The sequence below is a fragment of the Actinoplanes sp. NPDC049802 genome, assembly GCF_040656595.1.
Taxonomy (GTDB): Bacteria; Actinomycetota; Actinomycetes; order Mycobacteriales; family Micromonosporaceae; genus Actinoplanes.
This window is the reverse complement of record NZ_JBFAMR010000037.1, coordinates 1-15128: the sequence shown is the minus strand read 5'-3', so window position 1 is coordinate 15128 and position 15128 is coordinate 1. Positions and strand designations below refer to the sequence as shown.

The 15128-nt window shown below is 71.6% G+C and carries 9 protein-coding genes; 7 read left to right on the top strand and 2 right to left on the bottom strand.

Annotation, left to right across the window (positions count from 1 at the left end):
- Positions 1-23 precede the first annotated feature (23 nt).
- From AB0I88_RS24485 to AB0I88_RS24475, 3 genes are read left to right on the top strand one after another with little or no spacing between them, the layout of a single operon-like run.
- Entirely contained in the window at positions 24-4049 is a 4026-nt protein-coding gene (locus AB0I88_RS24485; protein WP_361028790.1) for an amino acid adenylation domain-containing protein, read from the top strand.
- The gene (locus tag AB0I88_RS24480) at positions 4046-5296 is read left to right on the top strand and encodes an MFS transporter (RefSeq protein WP_361028787.1); all 1251 of its coding nucleotides are present in this window, start codon (positions 4046-4048) and stop codon (positions 5294-5296) included. Before AB0I88_RS24485 ends, AB0I88_RS24480 begins: the two co-directional genes overlap by 4 nt.
- Positions 5283-7577: a penicillin acylase family protein gene (locus AB0I88_RS24475; RefSeq protein ID WP_361028784.1), complete on the top strand. Its 2295-nt coding sequence runs from the start codon at positions 5283-5285 to the stop codon at positions 7575-7577. Before AB0I88_RS24480 ends, AB0I88_RS24475 begins: the two co-directional genes overlap by 14 nt.
- On the opposite strand, the gene AB0I88_RS24470 is transcribed toward AB0I88_RS24475, so the two are convergent.
- Entirely contained in the window at positions 7563-8153 is a 591-nt protein-coding gene (locus AB0I88_RS24470; protein WP_361028781.1) for a helix-turn-helix domain-containing protein, read from the bottom strand. The genes AB0I88_RS24475 and AB0I88_RS24470 overlap by 15 nt on opposite strands.
- 92 nt (positions 8154-8245) lie before the next feature.
- On the opposite strand from AB0I88_RS24470, the gene AB0I88_RS24465 reads away from it, so the two are divergent.
- Positions 8246-9625 carry an MFS transporter gene (locus AB0I88_RS24465; RefSeq protein WP_361028778.1) on the top strand — a complete coding sequence of 460 codons (1380 nt, stop codon included), beginning with the start codon at positions 8246-8248 and terminating at the stop codon, positions 9623-9625.
- 414 nt (positions 9626-10039) lie between these two features.
- Here the strand turns inward: AB0I88_RS24465 and AB0I88_RS24460 are convergent, their stop codons facing one another.
- The gene (locus AB0I88_RS24460; RefSeq protein WP_361028775.1) at positions 10040-10453 is read right to left on the bottom strand and encodes a hypothetical protein; all 414 of its coding nucleotides are present in this window, start codon (positions 10451-10453) and stop codon (positions 10040-10042) included.
- 184 nt (positions 10454-10637) lie between these two features.
- Between AB0I88_RS24460 and AB0I88_RS24455 the strand changes: the two genes are divergently transcribed.
- From AB0I88_RS24455 to AB0I88_RS24445, 3 genes are all read left to right on the top strand, one after another.
- Positions 10638-11222, top strand: coding sequence for an FcoT family thioesterase (locus AB0I88_RS24455; protein WP_361028772.1), 585 nt, complete (start codon positions 10638-10640; stop codon positions 11220-11222).
- Entirely contained in the window at positions 11219-12787 is a 1569-nt protein-coding gene (locus tag AB0I88_RS24450; RefSeq protein WP_361028769.1) for a long-chain-fatty-acid--CoA ligase, read from the top strand. Before AB0I88_RS24455 ends, AB0I88_RS24450 begins: the two co-directional genes overlap by 4 nt.
- 54 nt (positions 12788-12841) lie before the next feature.
- A partial coding sequence (locus AB0I88_RS24445; protein WP_361028766.1) for a type I polyketide synthase occupies positions 12842-15128 on the top strand: 2287 nt, incomplete at its 3' end.

Genomic DNA, 15128 nt, shown 5'->3' with positions numbered 1-15128 from the left:
CCGACGCGCCGAAGGAGACACCGATGACTCAGAACAGGGCACAGCTGCTGCGCCGGCGGGTCGCCCAGCGCGGTCTCGCTCCGGCACCCCGGCCGGTCGGTTCCACCACCAGCCTGGTGGCGGCGTTCGCCGCGGTGGCCGCCGAGCACCCGGACCGGGTCGCCGTCCAGGACGGCACCCGGACCTGGACCTACCGTCAGCTGGACGAGACGGCCGACCGGCTGGCGGCGGCCCTGACCGCCGTGACGGCCGATCCCGGGCGACCGGTCGGCATTCTGCTGGAACGTTCGGTGTGGATGGTAGCGGCGGCTCTGGCCGTGGTGCGTACCGGCTCGTCGTATCTGCCACTGGATCCGGGCGTCCCGGCAGCGCGCCTGGCGATGATCGTGGCGGAGGCGGACCCGGCGGCCGTGATCACCAGCCGGGCACTGTCCGGAAAGGGTCCCGCCGGCGTGCCCGCCGTGCTCGTCGACGAGCCGCTGCCCGAGACCGCCGGCAGCCCGGCCGGTGTCCCGGTCGACGGGGACACCCGCGCCTACCTGATCTTCACCTCCGGCACCACCGGGCGGCCCAAGGGCGTGCAGGTCTCGCACGGCAACCTGCTGAGTCTCCTGAAAGCCACCGAGCAGGTGTACGACTTCGGCCCCGGCGACGTGTGGACGCTGTTCCACTCGTTCTCCTTCGACTTCTCGGTGTGGGAGATGTGGGGTGCGCTGCTGTACGGCGGCCGCCTGGTCGTCGTCCCGGCGGAGACCGCCAAGGACCCGGCCGTCCTGCGTGAGCTGCTGCGTGACGAGCAGGTGACGGTCCTCTGCCAGACCCCGTCGGTGTTCGCGCCGCTGGCCGCCGAGGACAGCCGGTTCGCCGATCGGCTGCCGTTGCGGTGGGTGATCCTCGGCGGGGAGACGCTGCACTTCGCCGATCTGGCGCCGTGGTTCGCCAAGTACGGCGACGAGTCACCTCGCCTGGTCAACGGCTACGGCATCACCGAGACCACGATCCTGTCCTCGTTCCACCGGGTGACCGAGGACCAGCTCGGCGAGCCGGAGTCCCTGATCGGCCGCCCGGTGGCCGGCACCGGGTTCCTGGTACTCGACGACGATCTGGCCGCCGTACCGGCCGGGGAGATCGGTGAGCTGGTGGTGACCGGCCCGGGGGTCAGCCCGGGCTACCTGAACCGGCCCGGCCTGACCGCGGAGCGCTTCGTCGACCTGCCCGGCGGACGGGGGCGCGGCTACCGCTCCGGTGACCTGGTCCGGTCGACCCCGGCCGGGGTGTACGCCTTCCACGGCCGCCGGGACGACCAGGTCAAGATCCGCGGATACCGGATCGAACTCGGCGAGATCGAGCAGGCGCTGCGTGCCCTGCCCGGTCTGGCCGAGGCAGCGGTCGTCGCCCGGGATCTGCCCGGACGGGGCAACACCCTGGTCGCCTACGTGGTCGCGGCCGGTGACCCGCTCCGGTCCACCGAGGCGCTGCGGGCGAGTCTCGCGGTGACCCTGCCCGGCTACATGATCCCGCGCCTGTTCGTCCGCCTGGACCGGCTGCCGCTGACCGTGAACGGCAAGACCGACCGCAGAGCCCTCCCCGACCCGGACCCGGACACGGTCACCCTGCTGCGCGCCCCCGGTGACGAGCCGAACCCGGCGGACCCGGTGGAGGACGGCGTGCTGCGGATCATCGGCGAACTGCTGCACCTGGACCGGGCCGACCCGGCCGCCGACTTCTTCGACCTGGGCGGCCATTCGCTGCTGGCCGCCCGGGTGCTGGCCGGGGTGCGTACCGCCTTCGGGGTGGAGGTGCCGCTGCGGGAGTTCCTGCGCCGGCCCACCGCCCGCGCGCTGGCCGCCGTCGTCCGGGAGCGGCTGCGGACGCCGTCGCCGGGCGGTCCCTCCACGGTCGTCATGGCCAAGGCCCCGGACACGCCGGGTCAGCCGGCCACCGATGCCCAGCGGCGGCTCTACTTCCTGTCCGAGATGGAGCCGGACAGCGCGGCCTACCACCTGCACACCGCGCTGGTCCTGGACGGTGACCTGGACGTGCCGGCACTGGAAGGAGCGTTCACCGCCCTGGTGGAACGGCACCACCCGTTGCGGACCGTGCTGCGTCTGACCGAGACCGACCTGACCCAGGTGGTCCGGCCCGCGTACCCGGTGCGGCTGCCGGTGGAACAGTTGCCGCGGGAGCCGGGCGAGGACTGGCGCGACAGTGCCGCAAGGCTGGCGCGCGAGGAGTCCCGGCGGCTGTTCGACCTGCACCGGGACCCGATGATCCGGGTCCGGCTGATCCGCGTCACGCCCACCTCGCACCTCCTGCTCGTCACCGTGCACCACATCGCGGCGGACGGCTGGTCGGTGGGTGTGCTCAGCCGGGAACTACGGACGTCGTACGCCCACGCGCGTGGCGGACCGGCGCCCGCCCCGCTGCGGTACACCTTCGCGGACTACGCCTACAGCATGCGGCGGTGGCTGGCCGGACCCCAGGCGGCCGAGAGCCTCGCGTACTGGGAGCGGCGTCTGGCCGGGGCGCCGGTCGTGCACCGGCTGCCGCTCGACCACCCCCGGCCCTCCCCGGCGGGCGCCGTGGACTGCGTCACCACCACGGTGACCGGACCGGTCGCGGAGACCGTCCGGCAGACCTGCCGCGACGAGCAGGTCACCCTCTTCGTACTGCTCCAGGCGGCCTTCTCGGTGCTGCTGGCCCGCCGTTGCGGCAGTGACGACATCGTGCTCGGCACGGCGGTGGCCGGACGCCCGTCCGCCGGGCTCGACGACGTGATCGGCATGTTCGTCAACACCCTGGTGCTGCGGACCCGCGTGGACCTGACCGGCACGTTCCGCGACCTGCTGGCCCGGGTACGCGAGGAGACCGGCGAGGCTTTGGAACATCCACACGTACCGCTGGCCGTGCTGGCCGAACGACTGCGCGTGCCGCACCACCGGGACCACGCGCCGCTGTACCAGCTGATGCTGGTGCTCCAGAACAACGAGGCCGTGGCGCCGGCCCTGGACGGTCTCGACGTCAGCACACTGCCGGTGCCGGAACCCGGCGCGCAGGCCGAACTGCTGCTGGACGCCGTGGAGCGGGACGGCGATCTGGTGCTGCGCTGGCGCTACGACAGCGGCCTGTTCCGGCCGGACACGATCACCGGCCTGGCCGAGGAGTTCAGCCGGCTGCTGGAGGAGCTCAGCGCCACGGCCGGCGCACGGACCGTGCCGCTGGACGGTTCCGGCCGGTCCGCGCCGGCCGGCGCGCTGATCCGCCTCCGGCAGAGCCCGTCCCCGGTGCCGCCGGTGTTCGCCCTGCCCGGGGTGCTCGGGCTCGGTGAGTCCTTCGCCCAGCTCTCCGCCCACTTCCCGGGCCGCTGCTTCTACGCGCTGTCCACCGCCGACCTGGTCGGGGACCACGACGGTCACCTCGACGCCCCGGCACTGGCCGGAGCGTGCGCGCGGATCATCACGGCCACCGCCGGCGGGCCGGTGCACCTGGTCGGACACTCCTACGGTGGTTCCCTGGCCCTGCACATCGCCGGGCACCTCCGGGATTCGGGCACCCCGGCCGCCGGTCTGGTCCTGCTCGACGCCCTCGACCCGGGCGCGCTGGCCGAAGCCCTCGCCGGCGACCGGCTCCCGGCGTTCCTCGGGCTGCTCGGCGGGCTCTTCCCGGATCTCGCCCGGCATCGGGGCGCCGACCTGGCGCGGCTGCTGCGGACCGAGTCCACCGCGTCGATCCTGAACCGGGTGCGCGACGCCATCGGACCGCACGGGGCGGAGTTCTTCCACGAGGGAATCCCGGCCGCTTTCCGGACCTATCAGCGGATGTGCGATCTTCGATGGCCCGCCATCGCTCCGGTCGCGACTCCGGCTCTGCTGGTGCGGGCCGGCGCCGCGGATCCGTCCGGCTGGGCGCCGTATCTGAGTGGTACGTTGCGTGTCGAAGACATCGATGCTGATCATGAGGGAATGCTCCGGAACCCGCATGCCCGGCGGCTCGCCGGCATCCTCGGCCCGTTCCTCCTCGACCACGACGGAGACACCACCCCGCGATGACCTCCCCCACCACACGTCTTCCGGTCCTCGCCAAGGTCCTCATCACCGGCGCCGGGATCATGAGCCTGGCGAACTCGGTCACCATCCCCTTCCTGGCCGTCTTCCTGCATCAGGACCTCGGCCTGGCCCCGGGCATGATCGGGTTCATCATCGGCTCGTCGGTGTTCTTCTCGATCTTCGCCGGCTTCGTCGGCGGATCACTGTCCGACCGCCTCGGCCGGGTACGGCTGCTGATGTTCTCACTCTTCGGAGTGATCGGCTCGTTCATCGGGCTCTACTTCAGCGACGGCGTCGTGGCGGTGTTCGTCTTCAACGCCACACTGGCCCTGAGCAGCAGCACCTTCGCCCCGGTCGGCAAGGCGCTGCTCGGCGATCTGCTGCCCCGCGAGCGGCGCGCGAAGACGTTCTCCTACCAGTACATGGCCACCAACATCGGGTACGCCGTCGGGCCGGTCGCCGGCGCCGCGATCGGGCTGGCCGGTGGCCGGACGGCGTTCCTCATCGGCGCCGCCGGTTACGGCGTCTACCTGATCGGCCTGACCGCGGTGCTGCTGCTGGTCCCGGTCGCCGCCACGTCCGCCGAACGGCAGCACGCCGGCAGTGCGCTGCGCGGACTGGCGGAGAGCGCCCGGATCGTCGTGGTCGACCGGCGGCTGCTGTTCCTGATCCTCGGCGGGCTGCTGCTGGAGGCGGTGCACGGCCGGATCTCCTCGCTGCTCGCGCAGTACCTGTCCGGCGGGTTCGCCGACGGCGTCATGATCCTCGGCTACGTGCTGGCCACCAACGCGGTGACCGTGGTGCTCCTCCAGGTGGTGGTGACCCGGGTGACCGAGAAACGGAACCCGGTCACCGCGATCACCGTCGGCTGCCTGCTGACCGTCGCGGGCATGGCCGGGTTCGCGTTCGCCGGGAACCTGTGGCAGTTCGTGGCCGCCATGGTGGTGTTCTCCCTCGGCGAGATCCTCATCTACCCCGCCGAGTTCGCGATCATCGACCGGATCGCCCCGGAGGAGAACCGCGGCGCCTACTTCGGGGCGCAGACTTTCGCCCAGATCGGTGTCTTCATCGGCCCGTTCACCGGTGGCCTGCTGCTCGGCGCGTACAACGGCACCGTCATGTTCCTCGGTGTCGGCCTGTTCGCCCTGGCCAGCCTGGTCATCTACCTGCTGGTCGGACGGCGTGTCCCCGGCCTGGCCGCCGCCGCGCCGGCGCCCTCCGAACAGAGGGAGCCCGATGACGTGGTGTGAGCGGGCGCTGCGGTTGCTCGCGCTGCCGAGCCTGCACGCCCAGCGGGCCCGGGGCCGGGTCCGGGCGCACGGACTGCACTCGGGCGCCGACATCCGGCGCGACGCTCGCGGCGTACCGTTCGTCACCGCGGCCGACGAGCGCGACCTCTACTTCGCCGCCGGGTATGCGCAGGCCACCGACCGTCTCTGGCAGATGGACGTGCTGCGGCGCCGGGCCCGGGGGCGGCTGGCCGAGATCTTCGGGCCGGCCGTGCTCGCCGACGACATCCGCGCGCGGCAGCTGGGGCTGGATCGGGTGGCTCGCCGGTCCGAGGACCTTCTGGACCCGGCGTCCCGGGACAATCTGACCGCCTTCAGCGCGGGGATCGACGCGGCGGTACGACGGATGCGGCGCCGAGCCGGTCTGCCGCTGGAGTTCCGGCTGCTCCGCTACCGGCCCGAGCCCTGGACGCCGGGGGACTCGATCATCATCGTCAAACACCTCGGTTTCGACCTCGGCCGGAACCTGGCCGAGGAGCTGTTCCGGATCCGGCTGGCGCGGGAGCACCCGGAGTCCGTGACGGCGTTCGGCGCACCCAAGTACCCGGCCGGCGGGGCGGTGACGGTCCGTACCGCCGTCCCGGGCCGGGCCCCGGCCGCCCGGCCCGCGACGCCGGCCCCGGCCGATCTGCCGGCCGCATCCCGGGTCTGGCTCGACACCCTGCTGAGTGGCGAGCACCCGACCGGCTCCAACGCGTGGGCGGTGTCCGGCACGCGTACCGCCTCCGGGCATCCCGTGCTGGCCAACGACCCGCACGTGGTGGCCACCCAGCCCAGTCTCTGGTACCAGATGGGGCTGCGGCTGGAGAGTGACGGCACCACGGCGTACGGGGTGACCGTGCCGGGCCTGCCCGGGCTGATCGCCGGAGCCAACCAGCGCCTGGCCTGGGGTATCACCAACGCCACCGTGGACACCCAGGACGTGTGCGTCCTGGGCGGGACGTCCGGGCCGTCCTGGACGGAGGACGGTGTGATCGCCGTGCGGGGGGCCGATCCGGTCCCGGTCCGGGCCGCCGGCGGGGAACGGCACGTCGAGCTGAGCGTGCCCGGAGCCGAGGAGCCCCACCGGTACGGCCTGTTCTGGAGCGGCCTGCAACCCTCGGTGGAGATCACCGCATGTCAGCGGATGTGGCGCGCCACCGACTACCCGGGATTCCGGGACGAGCTGCGCGCGTTCGGGGTCCCGGTGCTCAATGTGGTGGTGGCCGTCGCGGACGGCACCATCGCCCTGCGGACGGCCGGCAACGTCCCGGCACGGGTGCCCGGCAGCAGCGGCGACGTCGCGCCGGAGTTCATCCGGGCCGCCCGGTCCTGGCAGGGGTTCGTCGGCTTCGACGACCTTCCGGAGACGGTGGACCCGCCGGAGGGCTACATCGTGTCGGCCAACCACCGGCTGCTGCCCACCGGCGCCGCTCTGGACGTCGGCGTGGACTGGCAGCCGCCCTACCGGGCCGAACGGATCGAGGAGCTGATCACCACGGCGTCCGCGATCACCGCGCCGGAGTGCGCCCGCTGGCAGTCCGACCTCCGCAACGGCCGGGCCCGGCGGGTGCTGCCCACCCTGCTCGCCGCCCTGCGGCAGCAGCCTCCGGAGACTGCCGTGGCGGCCGAGTGCCATCGCCTCCTCGCGGACTGGGACGGCCACGACCACGGTCATGCGGCGGCGCCACTGGTGTTCTTCCGGCTCATGCAGGCGCTCGCGCGGCACTGGATCGGCGGCCCGCTCGGCGAGGATCTGGCCGCCGCCATGCCTGACGCGGCACTCCAGGTCGATCATCTGGTGCTCGCCGCGGACGACCGGGAGCCGCTGCCCGTCGTGGCGTGCCGGGCGCTCACCGAGGCGGCCCGGCAGATCGCCGCCGAGTGCGGTGACGACCCGTCGCTCTGGCGGTGGGACACCGTGCACCGGATCCACGACCAGCACCCGCTCGCCCGGGCGATCCCGGCGCTGGCCCGGCTGTTCGGTGCCCCGCCGACCCCGGTCGGCGGCAGCTCGCACACCGTCTGCCTCACCTCGGCCGAACCCGGCGGCCGGGTGGTCGACGTCGCGCCGTGGCGGTTCGTGGCCGAGTTGTCCCCGTCCGGGCCCCGGGTGTGGGACGTGCTCCGGCACGGTGCGTCCGGCAATCCGGTGTCCCCGCACTACGGCGATCAGACTCCGGACCACACCGGGGGCAGGCACCACGAAGTGGATCCGCGCGGGCCCGCCGGCGGCCGTACGGAGCGGTTACGCGCCCGATGACGAGGTGAGCATCGACTGCACCGTGGCGGTCACGACACGGGAGGCGTCCGCCGGGTCCAGACGCCCGCGGCGGATCTCCTCGGCGGCGCCGTGCAGGATGTACTGCACGGCGTTGACCAGCCAGGTGACCGGCAGATCGGACCGGAACGCCCGAACGGCCTGACCGCGCCGGATCAGCTGCTCCACCCGGTCCGCGGCGCCTGTGTGCAGCTCCCGCAGCCGCCCCTCGGGCAGCACCCGCTGGGCCGCGGTCAGCAGCGCCGCCGACTCGGCGACCAGAGCCCAGCTGGAGGCCAGCAGCCGGCTCATCGCCTGCCGGGCGTCACCGGTCAGGTCCACCCCGCCGAGCATCCGCTCGCCGGCCCGCAACGCCTCGACCAGGGCGGCTTCGACCAGCTCGGGCCGGGTCCGGAAATGTCCGTAGACGGTCATCCGCCCGACCCCCGCGGCCTTGGCGATGTCGTCGACGGTCGCGTCCGGATCGCGGCTGAGGCAATCGCGGGCGGCCGCGACGATCCGGGTGATGCTGCGCTCGGCGTCGGCGCGCCGTCGTGGGCGCGGGTCGGCGGAACTCATGCGATCAACCTATCCGATGCGGGAATGCGGGAGTCCTTCGACGGGTTGCTAACTCGTACACTGGCGTACTAGTTATCGTCCCGGAGGTTCCCTTGACCACATACGACACCGTCACCGCTCATCCCCTGCGGTGGCGGATCCTCGCGTTCCTCGGCGTCGCCCAGCTGATGCTCATCCTGGACGTCACCATCGTCGCGATCGCTCTGCCGCACATGGAGATCGACCTCGGGCTCAGCCGGGCCGCCGTGACCTGGACGGTCAGCGCCTACACCCTCGCCTTCGGCGGGCTGATGCTGCTCGGTGGGCGCATCGCCGACATCGTCGGCGCCAAACGGGTGGTGCTCGCCGGCCTGTTCGTCTTCACCACCGCGTCCCTGGTCACCGGGCTCGCCGGATCGGCCGAGACGCTCATCGGCGGCCGGATCGCCCAGGGCGTCGGAGCGGCCCTGCTGTCACCGGCCGCGCTGTCCCTGGTCGTCACCCTGTTCGCCGGCGACGAGCGCAACAAGGCCCTCGGCGTGTGGTCCGCGCTCGGTGGCGGTGGCGCGGCCCTGGGCGTCCTGCTCGGCGGCCTGATCACCAGTGGCCCCGGCTGGCCCTGGGTCTTCTTCATCAACGTGCCGATCGGGCTGGCCGTCATCGCCGCGCTCGTCATCCTGCTGCCCGCCGGCACCCCGGTCGGCCCGCGCCCGCGACTCGACCTGCTCGGCGCCCTGCTGGTCACCGGCGCGACCGCCGCCCTGATCTACGCCTTGATCCGGGCCGGCGACCACGGCTGGCTCACCGCCGCCACCGGCTGGCTCGTGCTGATCGCCGTGATCGGCTACACCACCTTCACCGTCTGGCAGCGGACCGCCCGGTCGCCACTGATGGACGTCCGGATGCTCGCCCGGCGCCCGGTGGCCGGTGGCGCGTTCCTCATCCTGATGGCGACCGCCCTGATGGTGGCGGCGTTCTTCCTCGGCACCTTCTACTTCCAGCACGCCCGTGGGTACGGGGCGCTTCACACCGGGCTGCTGTTCCTGCCGGTCGCCGTGGTCACCATGGTCGGCGCGCACCTCACCGGCACGTTCATCGGCCGGCTCGGCGCCCGGCCGCTCGCCGTCGTGGCACTGCTGATCGCCGCGGCCGGAATGGCCGTGCCCGCCCTGACCATGCAGCCGATCGCGGTCACCGCCGGGATCGCCTTCGCCGCGGCCGGCACCGGGGCGCTGTTCGTGGTGGCGTCGGCCACCGCGCTCGGCAACGTCGCCCCGCAGGAGTCCGGGGTGGCCTCCGGCATCATCAGCACCTTCCACGAGTTCGGGGCCTCGGTGGGGGTCGCGGTCGTCTCCAGCGTCGCCGCGGCCAGCTTCGCCGGCGATCAGGTCAGCGGCTATCAGGACGGGTTCCTCGTCGCCGCGGCCGCCGCGGCTGCCGGTGCCGTGATCGCCGGCCTGCTCACCCCCGGCAAGCCGGCGCACCACGGCTGAGGGGCGAAAGGCTGAGGGCTCGGCCCCCCGGCGCCGGGTGGCGGCCCGTCCTGTCGGTGCCGGGCTCCTCGGCGCTCCCGCGGTCCGCCTGATCACCCTTCCCGGGCGAGCGGGGCCGGACACCGCCGGGCCACCGGTGTCCGTGATCGGCGGCGATCACGTGCGGGCAGAGACCGATGGCGGCGCTGACCCCGCCGGAGGATAGTACCCGGCCGAAGCCGGCGGTCAGGGCGGACGCGTTCCACCTGGGACCGCCGGGGAATGGATCGGCACGTCGGACAATGCGCTTCCATCGGTGTCGCGGACGGTGGCGGAAAAGCGAAGCGGAATTGCCGTCCCGAACAGGGGAACGTCAGGCGAAGCGAGGACCACCACGCTTCTCACGAATTCAGGCCCCCATTCATTCCCGCACGGTCACACCGCGTTGGCCAGCAGCAGCGCGGCGGTCAGGACGTCCACGACCGCGCACTGTTCGGCCCACCAGCGCGGGACGACCGCGTCGGCCCGGTGGTGCCACACGTCCCAGGCCATGTGGGCGATCCAGCCGAACGCCAGCAGGATCTGCGCCGTGCGATCCTCGGCCAGGACCGCCGCCACCGACGCCGCACCGAACAGCAGCACACCCACCACCTCGGCGATCAACCACGAACGGTTCTGGTACGAGCCGCGGAACACCCCCCACACCAGGTAGATCACCGCGGCCCAGACCAGGCCGCCGGCGAACCGGTCGAAGAGGCCGGTGAGCACCAACGCGACCACCACGGCGATGCCCAGTGCCGTGGGCCAGCGCCGGACGAGCCGTCCGGACCGCAGGGTCACTTCGGTCATGCGATTTCCTCCAGTGTTCGCCGGAACCCGGATGTGCCGCCGAGACGCGGCTGATGCCGGTCAATACCATCACATCGGGCAGCGGGACGCCACGACGGACCCGAGTTCTCCCGCTGTTACCGGCCGATGGGTCGGCGGCATTACGTTCGAATTCGCTTCCGTTCCAGAAAGGGGAGGAGCGAAAATGGCGAAATCGTCGCTGAGGAATACCCCGCCGGCGCAACGGATCACGTGGCCGGACGACCCGGAACTCCTGGCCGGGGTTCTGCGCCCGTACGCCCGGCCCCGCACCGAGTACCTGAAGTCCGCCACCGTGCACGTCGCCAACGGGCTGGCGAGCGCGGAGGGAGAGTTCAGCATCCCGTTCCCGTGCTACATCGACGATACCGGTCACCTCAATTCGGTCGAGGTGAACATCTGCTTCAACCAGCTCATGTACTACCTGATCGCCAAGTGCGTGCAGGAGCGGGCGGTGCCGGCCCTCGCGGCGTGGACCATGACCGACTACTGGGCGAAGCAACTGCCGGACATGCTGATCGCCAAGTTCAGCAGCAAGTTCATCCGGCCGATCGACTCGCAGGCGTTCCACGGTGAGGTCTCCTTCGCCGAGTTCAGCGAACGCAACCGCAGCCGGCCGGTCCAGTTCATCGACATGCCGTGGCGGTTCTGGGACGCCGCCGGAGGCATCGCCATGGGCGAGGTCCGGATGGCCCTGATCGAACCGCCCGGCATGACCGGCGAGGCCCGTGGTCCCGAGGAAGATCGGTGACATCGCGGGCGCGCACCCTCGTCGAGACGATCCGCGGGCACGCGACCCGGCAACCGGACGTCGTGGCCGTCATCTGCGAGGACCGGCGTATCGACTACGCCACCCTGCACCGCGTCAGCACCCAGGTCGCGCGTGGACTGCACGCCGAGGGCCTGCGGGCCGGCGACCGCATCGCCTACCTGGGTAAGGAGTCCGAGCACTACTACGAGCTGCTGTTCGGCGCGGCCAAGGCCGGGGTGGTGCTGGTGCCGATCAACTGGCGGCTGGCCGCCGGCGAGGTCGAGCACATCCTGCGCGACTCCGGCGCGGCGGTCCTCTTCACCGACGCGGACTCGGCCACCACGGCCGGCAAACTGGCCCCCGAGCTGCCGGCCCTGCGCCGGGTGCTGCCGCTGGACGAACCGGGCAGCCCGGGAGCCGGGTTCAGCGCCTGGGTGTCCGGTCATCCGGACGCCGGCGTGCTGGTCCGGGTCACTCCGGACACCCCGCTGTTGCAGATGTACACCAGCGGGACCACCGGGCTGCCCAAGGGCGTCGTGCTCGCCCACCGCAGTTTCTTCGCGGTCCGCGACGCGCTCGCCTCGGCCGGGCTGGACTGGATCGACTTCCACCCGGGCGACGTCAGCCTGATCGGGATGGCCGGTTTCCACATCGGTGGCGTCTGGTGGGCGACCCAGGGGTTCGCCGCCGGCGCCACCAACGTGGTTATGCGCGACTTCACCTCCGCCGGCGCGGTCGAACTGATCCGTTCCCTCCGGGTGACCACCGCGTGCCTGGTGCCGGCGATGATGCGGCTGCTGCTCGCCGAACCCGGCGTGTCCCGGGCGGACTTCGTCTCGCTGCGCAAGGTGGTCTACGGCGGCGCGCCCATCTCCGCCGCCCTGCTCGCCCGCTGCGTGGAGGGCTTCGGCTGCGAGTTCGCCCAGATCTACGGCCTCACCGAGACCGGCAACACCGCGATCTGCCTGCCACCGGCCGATCACACCCCGGACAGCGGCCGGATGCAGGCGGCCGGCCGTCCGTACCCCGGCTTTGAGGTGAAGGTCGCCGACAGCGCCGGTGATCCGCTGCCGGCCGGCGAGATCGGCGAGGTCTGGCTGCGGACACCGGCCGCGATGGTCGAGTACTGGAATCTGCCGGAGGCCACCGCCCGGACACTCGTCGACGGCTGGGTGGTCACCGGGGACGCCGGAGTGCTGGACGACGACGGCTACCTGTTCATCCGCGACCGGATCAAGGACATGGTCATCGTGTCCGGGGAGAACGTCTACCCGGCCGAGGTCGAGCACGTCATCGGCCGGCACCCGCTGGTGGCGGAGTCGGCAGTGGTCGGTGTCCCGGACGAACGCTGGGGCGAGGCGGTGTACGCGTTCGTGGCGCCGGTCGAGAACGCGCGGCTGACCGAACGGGATCTCGCCCTCTTCCTCAGCGACAAGCTGGCCACCTTCAAACAGCCGCTGCGTTACGAGTTCATCGACCGGGTGCCGCGCAATCCCAGCGGCAAGATCCTGCGCCGGGAACTGCGCGAGCGGTTCTGGAGAGACCACGAACGCCGGGTCGGCTGACCCCGTACCGCAACGCATCGCTTTCCCTGCTCGATCGTGCTTGGAGTGACGTCGATGTCCGACAACGAGGAAAAGCTGCTCGATTACCTCAAGCGCGCCACGACCGAGCTCAGGGACACCCGGCGACGGTTGAACCTGGCCGAGGAGGCGTCACGCGAGCCGATCGCGATCATCGGCATGGCCTGCCGCTACCCCGGCGGGGTCCGTACGCCGGACGACCTGTGGACGCTGGTGGCCGAGGGCCGGGACGGGGTGACCGCGTTCCCGGAGGACCGGGGCTGGAACGTCGCGGAACTCTACGACCCGGTCCCGGGCACACCCGGCCGGTCGTACACCCGGCACGGCGGGTTCCTGCACGACGCGGCGGATTTCGACGCCGAGTTCTTCGGGATCAGCCCGCGGGAGGCGCTGGCGATGGATCCGCAGCAGCGCCTGCTGCTGGAGAGTTCGTGGGAGGCGCTGGAGGACGCGGGGATCCGGCCGGGCACGCTGCGCGGGAGTGACACCGCCGTCTTCGCGGGGATGATGTACCACGACTACGCGGGCAGCGCGAGTTCAGGATCGGTCGCCTCCGGCCGGGTGGCGTACGCCTTCGGGTTGGAGGGGCCTGCGGTGACGGTGGACACGGCGTGTTCGTCGTCGTTGGTGGCGTTGCATCTGGCGGTTCAGGCGTTGCGGAACGGTGAGTGTTCGCTGGCGCTGGCCGGTGGGGTGACGGTGATGTCGGGGCCGGAGACGTTCGTCGAGTTCTCCCGGCAGCGGGGGTTGTCCGCGGACGGCCGGTGCAAGGCGTTCTCCGACGACGCCGACGGCACCGGCTGGGCCGAGGGTGTCGGTGTCCTGGTCGTGAAACGGCTGTCCGACGCGATACGCGACAACGATCACATCCTCGCCACGGTCCGGGGCACCGCGGTCAACCAGGACGGGGCCAGCAACGGCCTGACCGCCCCCAACGGACCCGCCCAGCAACGAGTCATCCGGACCGCACTCGCCAACGCCGGCCTCACCCCCGCCGACATCGACGCCGTCGAAGCCCACGGCACCGGCACCACCCTCGGCGACCCGATCGAAGCCCAAGCCATCCTCGCCACCTACGGCCAGAACCGCGACCGGCCACTACTACTGGGCTCCCTCAAATCCAACATCGGCCACACCCAAGCCGCAGCCGGAGTCGGCGGCATCATCAAAATGGTCCAGGCCATGCGCCACGAACTACTCCCACGCACCCTGCACCTGTCACGCCCCAGCACCAAAATCGACTGGTCGACCGGCCAGGTCACCCTCCTGACCGAAGCCGTCACCTGGCCCACCACACCCGGCAGACCCCGCCGCGCCGGCGTGTCATCCTTCGGCGTCAGCGGCACCAACGCCCACATCATCCTGCAAGACCACCCCACCCCACCCCACCCCGAACCCGACCCCGTACCGATGCCGTGGCTACTGTCCGCCCGCACCGAACCCGCCCTACGAGAACAAGCCCACCGACTGCACCAACACCTCAGCACCAGACCAGAACTAACCACCACCGCCATCGCCCGCACCCTCGCCACCCGCACCACCTTCCCCCACCGCGCCGCGATCACCGGCACCGACCGCCACCACCTCCTACACGCACTCACCACCATCACCGGAACCCACACCACCACCGGCAACCTCGCCATGCTGTTCACCGGCCAAGGCGCCCAACACCCCGGCATGGGCACCGAACTCGCCGCCACCTACCCCGTCTTCGCCGACACCTACGACGAAGTCTGCACCGCATTCAGCCCCGACCTACGCCACACCATCAACACCGACCAAATCCACCAGACCGGCACCACCCAACCCGCCCTGTTCGCCTTCGAAGTCGCCCTCTACCGACTACTCACCTCCTTCGGAATACACCCCCACTTCCTCACCGGCCACTCCATCGGCGAACTCGCCGCCGCCCACGTCGCCGGCATCTGGACCCTGCCCGACGCCGTCACCCTCGTCACCGCCCGCGCCCGGCTCATGCAGAACCTGCCCCCCCACGGCGCCATGATCGCCATCCACGCCACCGAACAACAAATCACCCCCCACCTCAACCCCCACGTCACCATCGCCGCCATCAACACCCCCCACGACCTCGTCATCTCCGGCGACGAAACCGCCACCCTGCACCTCGCCGAAAAACTCGCCACCCACGGCCACCGCACCAAACGCCTCACCGTCTCCCACGCCTTCCACTCCCACCACATGGACCCCATCCTCGACGAATACCACGCCACCGCAGCCTCGATCACCCACCACCCACCCACCATCCCCCTCATCTCCACCCTCGACGGCCGCCCCCTCACCTCCACCCCCGACTACTGGACCC

Coding starts and splice junctions, on each gene's coding strand:
- AB0I88_RS24485 (WP_361028790.1), top strand. CDS start 24: ATGACTCAGAACAGGGCACAGCTGCTGCGCCGGCGGGTCGCCCAGCGC.
- AB0I88_RS24480 (WP_361028787.1), top strand. CDS start 4,046: ATGACCTCCCCCACCACACGTCTTCCGGTCCTCGCCAAGGTCCTCATC.
- AB0I88_RS24475 (WP_361028784.1), top strand. CDS start 5,283: ATGACGTGGTGTGAGCGGGCGCTGCGGTTGCTCGCGCTGCCGAGCCTG.
- AB0I88_RS24470 (WP_361028781.1), bottom strand. CDS start 8,153: ATGAGTTCCGCCGACCCGCGCCCACGACGGCGCGCCGACGCCGAGCGC.
- AB0I88_RS24460 (WP_361028775.1), bottom strand. CDS start 10,453: ATGACCGAAGTGACCCTGCGGTCCGGACGGCTCGTCCGGCGCTGGCCC.
- AB0I88_RS24455 (WP_361028772.1), top strand. CDS start 10,638: ATGGCGAAATCGTCGCTGAGGAATACCCCGCCGGCGCAACGGATCACG.